Annotated in this window: 9 protein-coding genes; 4 read left to right on the top strand and 5 right to left on the bottom strand. The window is 68.9% G+C overall.

The features are described from left to right. Positions 1 to 64 precede the first annotated feature (64 nt). From ABVN73_RS23295 to ABVN73_RS23280, 4 genes are read left to right on the top strand one after another with little or no spacing between them, the layout of a single operon-like run. Positions 65 to 850 carry an SDR family NAD(P)-dependent oxidoreductase gene (locus ABVN73_RS23295; RefSeq protein ID WP_353860970.1) on the top strand — a complete coding sequence of 262 codons (786 nt, stop codon included), beginning with the start codon at positions 65 to 67 and terminating at the stop codon, positions 848 to 850. Between the two features lie 10 nt (positions 851 to 860). Next, complete coding sequence (locus ABVN73_RS23290; RefSeq protein ID WP_353860969.1) at positions 861 to 2,489, top strand: alpha-amylase family glycosyl hydrolase; 1,629 nt, start codon at positions 861 to 863, stop codon at positions 2,487 to 2,489. Beyond that, the gene (locus tag ABVN73_RS23285) at positions 2,486 to 2,782 is read left to right on the top strand and encodes a GNAT family N-acetyltransferase (protein ID WP_353860968.1); all 297 of its coding nucleotides are present in this window, start codon (positions 2,486 to 2,488) and stop codon (positions 2,780 to 2,782) included. The genes ABVN73_RS23290 and ABVN73_RS23285 overlap by 4 nt, the downstream gene beginning before the upstream one ends. Before the next feature lie 10 nt (positions 2,783 to 2,792). Further along, a complete protein-coding gene (locus ABVN73_RS23280) occupies positions 2,793 to 3,587 on the top strand; it encodes a DUF3108 domain-containing protein (RefSeq protein WP_353860967.1) in 795 nt (264 codons plus the stop codon). Positions 3,588 to 3,645: 58 nt separating this feature from the next. On the opposite strand, the gene ABVN73_RS23275 is transcribed toward ABVN73_RS23280, so the two are convergent. From ABVN73_RS23275 to lldP, 5 genes are all read right to left on the bottom strand, one after another. After that, complete coding sequence (locus ABVN73_RS23275; protein WP_353860966.1) at positions 3,646 to 4,305, bottom strand: lactate utilization protein; 660 nt, start codon at positions 4,303 to 4,305, stop codon at positions 3,646 to 3,648. Further along, entirely contained in the window at positions 4,298 to 5,722 is a 1,425-nt protein-coding gene (locus ABVN73_RS23270; protein ID WP_353860965.1) for a LutB/LldF family L-lactate oxidation iron-sulfur protein, read from the bottom strand. The genes ABVN73_RS23275 and ABVN73_RS23270 overlap by 8 nt, the downstream gene beginning before the upstream one ends. Next, on the bottom strand, positions 5,715 to 6,500 hold the full coding sequence (locus ABVN73_RS23265) for a (Fe-S)-binding protein (protein WP_353860964.1): 786 nt from the start codon (positions 6,498 to 6,500) through the stop codon (positions 5,715 to 5,717). The genes ABVN73_RS23270 and ABVN73_RS23265 overlap by 8 nt, the downstream gene beginning before the upstream one ends. Before the next feature lie 20 nt (positions 6,501 to 6,520). Then, positions 6,521 to 9,394: an FAD-binding and (Fe-S)-binding domain-containing protein gene (locus ABVN73_RS23260; RefSeq protein ID WP_353860963.1), complete on the bottom strand. Its 2,874-nt coding sequence runs from the start codon at positions 9,392 to 9,394 to the stop codon at positions 6,521 to 6,523. Positions 9,395 to 9,740: 346 nt separating this feature from the next. Next, positions 9,741 to 11,429, bottom strand: coding sequence for an L-lactate permease (gene lldP, locus ABVN73_RS23255; protein ID WP_353860962.1), 1,689 nt, complete (start codon positions 11,427 to 11,429; stop codon positions 9,741 to 9,743). Between the last annotated feature and the right edge of the window lie 148 nt (positions 11,430 to 11,577).

Here is an 11,577-nt window from a genome sequence, read left to right as displayed (position 1 = left end):
AACCGCCCCGGTCCCCACCGGTTGGCTCTGCTGTCCCAGCACAAGCAGCGGAGCCGGTTTCATCATGGATCTGAACGGAAAAGTCGCCCTCATCACCGGGGCCGGGTCGGGCATCGGCAAGGCGTCCGCCACCCTGTTCGCCAGCGCCGGGGCGAGCGTCGGCGTCCTCAGCCGCACCGAGGACGAGATCCGCAAGACGGCCGACGAGATCACCGCGGCCGGCGGCAAGGCCATTCCCCTGGTCGCCGACGTCGCCGACAGCGAGGCCGTGAAGCGGGCGGTGGACCGGCTGGTCCAGGAATACGAGCGGCTGGACATCGTCTTCGCCAACGCCGGCATCAACGGCGTCTGGGCGCCCATCGACGAACTGACGCCGGAGGAATGGGACCGCACCATCAACATCAACCTGCGCGGCACCTACCTGACGCTGCACCACGCGGTGCCGCATCTGAAGAAGGCGGGCGGCGGGTCGGTGCTGGTGACCGCCTCGATCAACGGCACGCGGGTGTTCAGCAACGCCGGGGCCACCGCCTATTCCTGCACCAAGGCGGCGCAGGTCGCCATGGTGCAGATGCTGGCGCTGGAGCTGGCCAAGCACCGCATCCGCGTCAACGCCATCTGTCCGGGGATGATCGACACCGAAATCCAGGACAACACCCAGTCGCGCAACACCGCGGAGGCCGAGGAGGCCGCCGAGTATCCCGACGGCGAGATCCCGCTGACCCGCGGCAAGCCGGGCAGCAGCGCCGACGTGGCGGAGCTGGCGCTGTTCCTGGCGTCGGACCGCTCCAAGCACATCACCGGCACACCCGTCTGGATCGACGGCGCCGAGTCGCTGCTGATCGGCTGAGGACCCGCTCATGGCGGACAGCTTCGTGGCGGACGGCTTCGCGTGGTGGCAGAGCGGGGTGATCTATCAGATCTACCCGCGCTCCTTCCAGGATTCGAACGGCGACGGGGTGGGGGACCTGCCGGGCATCCTGGCCCGGCTCGACCATCTCCAGACGCTTGGGGTGGACGCGCTTTGGGTGTCCCCGATCTACCCGTCGCCGATGGCCGATTTCGGCTACGACGTGTCGGACTACACGGGCGTCCATCCCCTGTTCGGCACGATGGAGGATTTCGACCGGCTGCTGGCGGAACTGCACCGCCGGGGGATGAAGCTGATCCTGGATTTCGTGCCCAACCACAGCTCCGACCGGCACCCGTGGTTCCAGGCCAGCCGCTCCTCCCGCACCGACCCGAAGCGCGACTGGTACATCTGGCGCGATCCCGCCCCCGATGGGGGACCTCCGAACAACTGGCTGTCGGAGTTCGGCGGAGGCGCCTGGGAATGGGACGCGGCGACCGGCCAATATTATTACCACGCCTATCTGAAGGAGCAACCGGACCTCAACTGGCGCAACCCGGCGCTGCGCGAGGTCATGCTGGACGCGCTGCGCGTCTGGCTGGACCGCGGGGTGGACGGCTTCCGGGTGGACGCCATCCACCATCTGATCAAGGACGCGCAATTCCGCGACAACCCGCCGAACCCCGGCTGGCGGGAGGGCATGTCGCCGGTCCGCCGCCTGATCCGCCTCCACACCGTGGACCAGCCGGAGGTGCACGACGCCATCGCCGCCATGCGCCGCGTGGCGGACGGCTACGGCCCCGACCGGCTGCTGATCGGTGAGGCCTATCTGCCCATCGACCAGCTCATGGCCTATTACGGCGCCGACCTGACGGGCTTCCAGCTTCCCTTCAACTTCCATCTGCTGTCCACCCCGTGGGAGGCCAAGGCGCTGGCCGCGCTGATCCGCACCTACGAGGCCGCCCTGCCGCCCGGCGGCTGGCCGAACTGGGTGCTCGGCAACCACGACCGGTCCCGCGTGGCGAGCCGGCTGGGGAGGGGCCAAGCGCGGGTGGCGGCCATGCTGCTGCTGACCCTGCGCGGCACGCCGACGCTCTACCAGGGCGACGAGATCGGGATGACCGACGTGGCCATCCCGCCCGACCGCGTGCAGGACCCATGGGAAAAAAACATCCCCGGCCTGGGGCTGGGCCGCGACCCGGTGCGCACGCCGATCCCCTGGGACGGCGGTCCGCAGGGCGGCTTCACGACCGGCGAGCCCTGGCTGCCGCTCGGTCCCGATCATGACCGGGTGAATGTGGCGGCGCAGGCGGCCGACCCGTCCTCCATGCTGGCGCTGCACCGCGCCCTGCTGGCTCTGCGGCGGGCGGAGCCGGCCCTGTCGGTCGGGCGCTACGAGCCGGTGTCGGCGGAGGACGACGTCCTGGTCTACGAGCGCCGCCATGGCAGCGGCCGTTTCCGCATCCTGCTGAATCTGTCGGCGGCGGAGCGGATGGTGGACGCGGTGCCCGGCGCTGCCCATATCCGGCTGTCCACCCATCTCGACCGCGGTGGGGAGCCGGTATCCGGCGCCCTCCGCCTGCGGCCCGACGAGGGGGTGGTGATCGGTTTCGACGCAATGGGAAAGGGTGGGGAATGAGCGGGGACGTGAAGAACAACGCGGCCAAGCACCGGTACGAGCTGACCGTGGGCGACGCCACCGCGGTGGTGGAGTACGAGAAGCGCGACGGGGCCATCGTCTTCACCCACACCGAGGTTCCGGAGAGCATGGCCGGGCAGGGCATCGGCTCCGCGCTCGCGCGCGGCGCGCTGGAGGACGCGCGATCCAGCGGGCAGAAGGTTGTGCCGGTCTGCCCCTTCGTGGCCAAATACATCCAGCGCCACCCCGAATACCAGGATCTGGTCGTCGCGGAGGGCGGACCATCGACGTGAGGCGATCGCCGTGACGCGAGTTCTCCTGGCCGCCGGTCTCCTGGCTCTTCTGCCGGCGGCGGGATCGGCCGCAACGCTGGAGCTGGACTTCGCCGCCTATGGCGGCGGCGTCTCCCTGGCGCGCGGCAGCGTCGTTCTGACCGAGGAGGCGGAGGGGGGCGCCAGCCGCTACCGGGCGGCCCTCGAGGCGGAGGCGGTGCCCTGGCTCGGCCTCTTCACCAATTTCCGCTACCACGCGGAGTCCGCCGGCCGGCTGGAGGCCGGCGCCGCCCAGCCCGACCGCTTCCGCGGCGAGCGCCGGCTGCGCCGCAAGCAAGACATCATGACGCTGACCTTCGGCCCCGACGGGGTGGACGTGACGGCCGACCCGCCGCTCAGCCCCGACAAGGCGGCTCGGGTGCCGCCGGACAGCCGGAGGGGCAGCATCGATCCGTTGAGCGCCGGGGCGGCGGTCATTCTCACCGCGAGCCGGGCGGGCGGCTGCGGCGGACGCTATCCCGTCTATGACGGGCGCCGCCGCTACGACATCATCATGACGCCGCAGGGCAAGGGCGACCTGCCGTCGTCGCGCTACCGCATCGCCACGGGAACGGCGGAGGTCTGCGCGGTCACCGTCCGCCCGGTGGCCGGCTTCCAGGGCGACCGCGACCGGGACCGCTTCTTCGCCGAAGGGGTCGAGCGCAAGGCGACCGTGTGGTTCGCCCGCGCGCCGGAGAGCGGGCGCGTCGTTCCCGTGACGGTGGAGGTGCCGACCGACACGATGACGGTGCTGGTCCACACCGTCGGCGTGAAGGCCGGCCTCTGACCTCCCGGTGCCGTCAGCGCCGACGCCGTCAGCGCCGACGCCGTCAGCGCCGACACCGTCAGCGGATGACCACCACCACCAGCCGCTTCGGCCCGTGGACGCCGTAGGCCAGCGTCTGCTCGATGTCCGCGGTCTTCGACGGGCCGGAGATCAGCAGGGCGTTGGTCGGCATGCCGTCGGCCCAGCGGTTTTCGGTCATCGCCTGCCAGAAGGTGTCGTACAGCGCGTCGGCGCGCAGCAGCGCCAGATGCATGTGCGGCACCAGCGACATCAGCCGCGGCTCCTCCGGCGTCGGCCAGACGATCAGGCTGCCGGTGTCGGCGATGGCCCCCAGCGTCGTGGTGATGCCGGCGTCGATGCCGTCGAACAGCCGTTCCTTGAAGGTTTCGACCCGGTCGGCGTAGGGGACCAGCTCGGGTCCATCCGCCGTCCATTCGGCGGACAGGCGCGCCCCGGCCTCGGTCGCCGGGCCGAACAGCAGGTTGCGGGTGCCCTGCGCCTTGAGGAAGGCCTGGACGTCGGCGGGCCAGCCGGCCTCGGTCGTCTCAAGGAATTCCGTGTGCACGGCCTCCATCATGCGCTTGATGCGCTCCAGCCGTTCCGCCCCCTCCCAGCGCTTGTTGCGCAGGACGGCGAAGTCGGACTCCGGCGGGGTCAGCGGGTGGGCGTCGCGCCCGGCGCGCAGCTTGCCCAGGATGGCGTTGCGGGCCTCAGACATCGGGAATCCCCTTCTCGCGGGCGAGGGCGTGGAGCGTGCGGTTGGCGAAGCGCGGCTTGGCCCGCACGTTCGTCCACTCCTTCAGCAGCGGCAGGCTGGTCGGGGCGGCGTTGCCCAGCTTCGCCAGAAGCGCCGTCGCGAACTGGTAGGCGAGCGGCGAGGCGTAGGTCATCGACCAGCCCTTCCACACCATCGCCTCCGCCTTGCTGGCGTGCGAGCCGGCGCCCCGCACCGCGTCGCCGGGGTGCACGGCCTCCGACCGCAGGCGGCCCATGATCTCGACGATGGGGATCTTGACCGGGCAGATCTCGACGCAGGCGTTGCACATGGTGCAGGCGTGCGGCAGCTCGCCCCGCTTTTCCAGCCCCTCCACCTGCGGCATCAGGATCGAGCCGATGGGGCCGGGGTAGGGCGCCTGATAGGCGTGGCCGCCGACCTTGGTGTAGACCGGGCAATGGTTCATGCAGGCGCCGCAGCGGATGCAGCGCAGCGTGTTGCGCAGCTCCTCGTCGGCGTAGATGCCCGACCGCCCGTTGTCGAGGATGACCAGATGGATCTCGTTCGGGCCGTCCTTCTCGCCCTCCTTGCGGGGGCTGGAGATCATGTTGACGTAGGTGGTGATCGGCTGGGCGGTGGCGGAGCGGGTCAGCAGGCTGATGACCGGCGGCACGTCCTCCAGCTTCTCCACGACCTTCTCCAGGCCCATGACGGCGATGTGGACGGGCGGCACCGTGGTGCTCATCCGCCCGTTGCCCTCGTTCTCGACCAGGCAGAGCGTGCCGGTCTCCGCCACCGCCATGTTCACGCCGGAGATGCCGACGTCGGCGGTCGCGAACTTCTTGCGCAGGACGCGGCGGGCGAGGTCGGTGAGCTGGGCCACGTCCTCGGTGTATTCCGCTTCCTTGATCTTCTGCTTGAACAGATGGGCGATCTGCCTGGTGTTCATATGGATCGCCGGCATGATGATGTGCGACGGCATCGCCTCATCAAGCTGGACGATGTATTCGCCGAGGTCGCTTTCCAGGCTCTCGATGCCGTGCTTTTCCAGGAAGGCGTTGAGGTGCATCTCCTCCGACACCATCGACTTGCCCTTGACCACCAGCTTCGCGTTCACGCGCTGCATGATGGACAGGACGATGGCGTTGGCCTCGTCGGTGGTGGAGGCCCAATGGACCTGGATGCCGTTCTTCGTGCAGTTGGCTTCCAGCTTTTCCAGCAGTTCCGGCAGCTTGGACAGGGCGCGCAGGCGGACCGAGGCGCCGAGCGCGCGGACCGCGTTCCATTCCGCGGTGTCGGCGAACTGCACCGCGCGCTTGGACATCAGCCCGTCCATGGCGCGGCGGAAGTTGCCGCGAAGCTGCTGGTCCTGAAGCGCCGCGGCGGACGCCTTCGCGAAATTGACGCTGCTCTCACCCATGGGTGCGCTCCTTCAGGAACTGGGCGATGTGGACACCGCGAACCGGTTTCTTGCCGCCCTCCAGCGCGCCGGAGATGTTCATCAGGCAGCCGCAGTCGCCGGACACCACGGCCTTCGCCCCGGTGTTTTCGATGTCCGCCACCTTGTCGCCGACCATCGCCGCGGAAATCTCCGGATGGCGCACGGCGAAGGTGCCGCCGAAGCCGCAGCATTCCTTCTCGCGCTGCAGTTCCACCAGCTCGACGTTGGCGAGCTGGCGCAGCAGGGCCTTCGGCTCGTCGGTCACGCCCATTTCGCGCTGGGCGTGGCAGGAGGCGTGCCATGTGATCCTCACCGGCGGCCCCTGGTCTTCGAACGTGACCTTGAGGACCTGGACGAGGAACTGGGTCAGCTCCCACACGCGCGACGCCACCTGACGGGCGCGGGCCTCGTCCGGCTCGCCCTTGAACAGGTCGGGCCAATGCTTGCTCATCATGCCGGCGCAGGAGCCCGACGGCACGACGATGGGCCAGTCGCCGGGGAAATAGTCGAGCTGCGCGCGCGCGACCTTCAGCGCCTCCTCCCGGTAGCCGGAATTGTAGGCGGGCTGGCCGCAGCAGCTCTGTCCCTGCGGGAAGACGACGCGGACGCCCTGCGCCTTCAGCAGCTCCATGCCGGCCATGCCGGCTTCCGGATAGAACAGATCGACCAGACAGGTGCCGAAGAAGTAGACGCTGTCCGGGCGGTCGATGGCGGGCCGCTCGATGTCGGGGCGGCTCGTGGTGCCGTCGTGGCTCATGGTGTTTCCTCCCTCCCGCCTCAGAACGCGGGTTCCGACGCGCGCGTGGAAGCCATGGCGGAAGCCTTCGGCGTCGAGCAGGCATCGACCAGATAGACGATGGAACGGTACGGCAGGCCGGAGTGGTCGGATAGACCAATCTCGCAGGTCCGGCTGTTCGAATAGCCGGCCTTGGCCCCGGCGGGGATGTCCTTGGACAGGTGGCGCAGGGCGTGGGCGTTCAGCTCCGGCGTGGTGAAGCCCTTGTCGCCGGCGAAGCCGCAGCAGCCGACGTCCTCCGGCACCACCACCTGGGTGGCGCAGGCGGCGGCCACCGCCTTCATCTTGGCATCCAGCCCCATGCGGCGGGTGGAGCAGGTCAGGTGCAGGACCACCGGCTCCGTCTGTTTGGTGAAGCTCAGCCGGTCCAGCAGATGGTCGTGGATGAACTCCACCAGATCCAGGACCTGCAGCCCGGCGTCCTTCAGATGCTTCTTCAGCCGGAAGGAACAGGGGCTGGTGTCGAGGACCACCGGGGCGGTGCCGCTGGCGCTGGCCGCCCAGATGGCGCGCACCATCTCCTCCGCCTTGGCGTCGGCCTGGGCGGCGAGGCCCTTGCTCTCCAGCGGCATGCCGCAGCACAGCGAGGACAGCTGCTCCGGATAGGCGACGCGGTAGCCGGCCTTCAGGAACAGCGCCTCCACCTTCACCGGCAGCGGGGTCTTCTCCGGATCGTTGGCGGCGGGCCCCATGCTGCGGCTGGTGCAGCTCGGCACATAGACGACGGTCGGCGCGTCGGCGGACGCCTCGGCCTGGGGCAGCGGCGTGAAGTTGGTCGGGGTGGGCAGGGCGCGCGGCAGGTGCGGCAGGCGCTGGCCCGTCACGGTGCGCAGCCCCTCGAACAGCGCATTGGCCGTGCCGTCGCCGAGCGTCCGCTTGGCCAGATCGGCGAGCTTCAGGCCGGCGCGGGCGACCGACAGCGCTCCGGCGGTGTGGTCGGCGACGTAGGTGCCGAACCCCTGGGCCACTGCCCCGCGGCGGTCGCCGCGGATCGCCTTGATGAGCAGCCCGGTCTCGATTCCCACCGGGCATGCGGTGGAACAGAGGCCGCAGGCCGCGCAGGTATCGATGCCCTGGTAATCATAGGCCTCGTGCAACGCGCCGAGCCGCGCCGCGTCCGCGCCCGTAGCCTCAAGGCGCGAGATTTCGCGCCAGCCGACGATGCGCTGGCGGGGGGAGAGCGTCATCTTGTGCGACGGGCAGGTCGGCTCGCAGAAGCCGCACTCGATGCAGGTGTCCACCAGCGGGTGGGCGGGCGGCATCGCCTTCAGGTTCTTGAGATGCGCCTCCGGGTCGTCGTTCAGGATGACGCCGGGGTTCAGCAGGCCCTGCGGGTCGAGCAGCGCCTTGATCTCCTTCATCAGGCCGTAGGCCTGCGGACCCCACTCCATCTCCACGAAGGGGGCCATGTTGCGGCCCGTGCCGTGCTCCGCCTTCAGCGAGCCGTCGTACTTGCGCACCACCTGATCGCACACCGCGTCCATGAAGCGGCGGTAGCGGTCCACCTCCTCGTCGGTGTCGAAGGCCTGGGTGAAGACGAAGTGCAGGTTCCCTTCCAGGGCGTGGCCGAAGATGATCGCCTCGGTGTAGCCGAATTTCAGGAACATGGCCTGAAGCTCGACCGTCGCCTCGGCCAGCCGGTCGAGCGGGTAGGCCACGTCCTCGATGATGACGGTGGTGCCGACCTTGCGCATGGCGCCGACCGCCGGGAACAGGCCCTTGCGGATCTTCCAGTAGCTCTCGCCCAGCTTGGCGTCGGTGGTGAAGGTGGGGGGGAACAGCGTCTGGGTGCTGGCGATCACCGCGCTGACCGCGGCGATGTTGGCATCGAGCGCCGCCGCGTCCTCGCCGCGGATTTCCACGAGCAGGGCGGAGGCGTCCGGCCCCAGCCCGCCGATGAAGTCCGGCATGCCCGGCTTGCCCTCGACCGAGCGCAGCGAGGCGCGGTCCATCAGCTCCACCGCCGAGACCGGCGTCGGCTTCATCAGCGCGACGGCGCGGCAGGCCTCCCCGATATCCGGGTACATCAGCAGCGCGTTCGCCTTGTGGGCGTGTTCCGGCACCGTGTTGTAGGTGATCTCGGACAGGAAGCCGAGCGTGCCCTCCGACCCGATCATCAGGTGCTGGAGGATTTCGACGGGGTCCTCGAAGTCCACCAGGGCGTTCAGGCTGTAGCCCGTGGTGTTCTTGATGCGGAACTTGTTGCGGATGCGCTCCGCCAGCGTCTCGTCGGCGCGGGTGCGGGCGGCCAGATCGGACAGCCCGGACAGCAGGGCGCCGTGGCTGACGGCGAAGGCGGCGCGGCTGGCGGCGTCGCCGGTGTCCAGCAGCGTGCCGTCGGCCAGCACCAGCCGCATGGAGGCCAGCGTGCGGTAGCTGTTCTGCGCGGTGCCGCAGCACATGCCGCTGGCGTTGTTGGCCGCGATGCCGCCGATCTTGGCGGTGGCGATGGAAGCCGGGTCCGGACCGATCTTGCGCCCGAAGGGGGCCAGCTTGCGGTTCGCCTCCGCCCCGATGACTCCGGGCTGGAGGGTCACCGTCGCGGCACCCGGCGGGATGGTGCAGCCGCGCCAGCTGTCGCCCAGCAGGACAAGGACGGAATCGGTGACCGCCTGACCCGACAGGCTGGTGCCGGCGGCGCGGAAGGTCACCGGGGTCTTCAGTTCCCGGCAGAGGTTGAGCAGCCGAACCACCTCGCCCTCGGCCTCGACGATGGCGACGATCTTCGGGATCAGGCGGTAGAAGCTGCCGTCGGTCCCGTAGGCCAGCGTGCGCAGCGGGTCGGTGACAAGGCGTTCGTCCGGCATGAACTCCCGGAGGGCCGCGTGCAGGCGGTCGTAGGGCGCGGGCAGCATCGGTTCTCGGGGCCTCCGGATCTGGGACCGCGCGACGACTCCTCCGTGATCGCCGGTCCGGGTTGCGGGTGCTGGGGCGGGGTTCGTTTCCGCCCGTCGGACGGACGGCTTGTTGTGTGCCACAGTCAGTACGTCGGATAATCGATTTGCTGGGTGGCCGCAATGGTAAAATGAATTGACCAAACGCAGCGCTGTGATGCTGCGCCGAACGGGAAATGCGGTCCATGAAGAAAGCGGCGCCACCCGACCGGATGGAAGGCCGAGCAGCGCCGTAGGGGAATAGAGCTCGGCAGAGGATGACGCCCCTTCTCCCCGGGGGGAGGAGAAGGGGGGCCGGCGTTGACGCTTAGGGGATCATCCAGGGCAGGATGTAGGCCTGGATCATCGTGATGACGCCGATGATCGCGACGAAGAACAGGCTGTGCTTCACGGTGAAGCGGAACAGCTCGGACTCGCGGCCGACCAGACCCACCGCGGCGCAGGCCACGGCGATCGACTGCGGGGAGATCATCTTGCCGGTGACGCCGCCGGTCGTGTTGGCCGCGACCATCAGCACGTCGGACACGCCCACCTGCTGCGCCGTGGTGGCCTGGAGGCCGCAGAACAGCGCGTTGCTCGACGTGTCGGACCCGGTCAGGAACACGCCCAGCCAGCCCAGGATCGGCGAGAAGAACGGGAAGAGGAAACCCGTGCCGGCCAGCAGCAGCGCCAGGGTCGAGGACAGGCCCGAGTAGTTGGCGATGAAGGCGAAGGCCAGGACCATGCCGATCGAGTAGATCGGGCGCTTCAACTCGCTGACCGTCTCGACGAAGGTCTTGACGCCGTCGGCCGGGCGCATCTTCAGCATGATCATCGTGATGATCGCGGAGATCAGGATGGCCGTGCCGGTGGCCGACAGCAGGTCGAGCTTGTAGACGGCCTCGATGGGCTTCGGCGAGGCGACGATCGGGGCGGCCTTCAGCACCAGCTTGTCCAGCCCGGCGATCGGGAAGTACAGCACCGTGTCGGCCAGCGCGCCGCCCTTGGCGAACAGGGCCTTGAAGGGCTTCAGGCTCCAGATCGTGACGATCACGGTCAGGATGAGGAAGGGCGACCAGGCCTTGGCGATCTCGCCGGCGCTGTAGCCGCGCTGGGCGTTGAACTCGCTCGACGCCATGGCGCCGACCGACTGCGGCACCGGACCGGCGGGCAGCGGGGAGTTGGCGAAGCGGAAGATCGCCTTGGGCTTCCAGAACTTCAGGAAGACGGTGATGCTGACGAGGCTGACCAGGGCGGAGGTGATGTCCGGCAGCTCAGGCCCGATGAAGTTGGCGGTGAAGTACTGGGTGACGGCGAAGGTGCCGCCGGCGACCAGGATGGCGGGCCAGGTTTCGCGCACGCCCTTCCAGCCGTCCATGATCATGATGATCCAGAAGGGCACGAAGACGGACAGCAGCGGCAGCTGGCGGCCGGCCATGGCGCCGATCTTGAACGGATCGAGCGAGGTGACCTGACCGGCGACGATGATCGGGATGCCCATGGCGCCGAAGGCCACCGGGGCGGTGTTGGCGATCAGGCAGAGGCCGGCGGCGTAGAGCGGGTTGAAGCCCAGCCCGACCAGCAGCGCCGCGGTGATGGCGACCGGCGCGCCGAAGCCCGCCGCACCTTCCAGGAAGGCGCCGAAGGAGAAGCCGACCATCAGCATCTGAAGCCGCTGGTCCTCGGTGATCGACACCACCGACGAGCGGATGATCTCGAACTGGCCGGTCTTGACCGTGATCTTGTAGAGGAACACGGCGGCCACGATGATCCAGGCGATGGGCCACAGGCCGTAGAGGAAGCCGTATCCGGCGGACGCCAGCGCCATGCCGACCGGCATCTTGTAGAACAGGATGGCGACGGCCAGCGAGATGGCGACGGTGATGGTGCCCGCGACGTGGCCCTTCAAGCGCAGAACGGTCAGCGCGATGAAGAAGAAAATGATCGGCAACGCGGCCACAAGTGCCGAAAGCCAAAGGTTACCCGCGGGATCGTAGACTTGTGTCCAGGGCTGCATGTTTCCTACCTATGCCGCAGATTCTCGGTTCTGCGCTTTGGCCAGCGACCATGGGTGGAGCCCGGATCCGCACGTCTTATCCGGACGCGCGCCGCCTGTCGTTCCACGCCCGGCGGGTCGTGGAAATCAGTTTTTTCTTGGGTTGGGC

The organism is Azospirillum formosense (genome assembly GCF_040500525.1).
GTDB lineage: Bacteria > Pseudomonadota > Alphaproteobacteria > Azospirillales > Azospirillaceae > Azospirillum > Azospirillum formosense_A.
This window is presented reverse-complemented; position numbering and strand designations above follow the sequence as displayed.

What these genes read in the sequence shown, in the direction of transcription:
- ABVN73_RS23295 (WP_353860970.1), top strand. Translation starts at nt 65, where the DNA reads ATGGATCTGAACGGAAAAGTCGCCCTCATCACCGGGGCCGGGTCGGGC.
- ABVN73_RS23290 (WP_353860969.1), top strand. Translation starts at nt 861, where the DNA reads ATGGCGGACAGCTTCGTGGCGGACGGCTTCGCGTGGTGGCAGAGCGGG.
- ABVN73_RS23285 (WP_353860968.1), top strand. Translation starts at nt 2,486, where the DNA reads ATGAGCGGGGACGTGAAGAACAACGCGGCCAAGCACCGGTACGAGCTG.
- ABVN73_RS23275 (WP_353860966.1), bottom strand. Translation starts at nt 4,305, where the DNA reads ATGTCTGAGGCCCGCAACGCCATCCTGGGCAAGCTGCGCGCCGGGCGC.
- ABVN73_RS23270 (WP_353860965.1), bottom strand. Translation starts at nt 5,722, where the DNA reads ATGGGTGAGAGCAGCGTCAATTTCGCGAAGGCGTCCGCCGCGGCGCTT.
- ABVN73_RS23265 (WP_353860964.1), bottom strand. Translation starts at nt 6,500, where the DNA reads ATGAGCCACGACGGCACCACGAGCCGCCCCGACATCGAGCGGCCCGCC.
- ABVN73_RS23260 (WP_353860963.1), bottom strand. Translation starts at nt 9,394, where the DNA reads ATGCTGCCCGCGCCCTACGACCGCCTGCACGCGGCCCTCCGGGAGTTC.
- lldP (WP_353860962.1), bottom strand. Translation starts at nt 11,429, where the DNA reads ATGCAGCCCTGGACACAAGTCTACGATCCCGCGGGTAACCTTTGGCTT.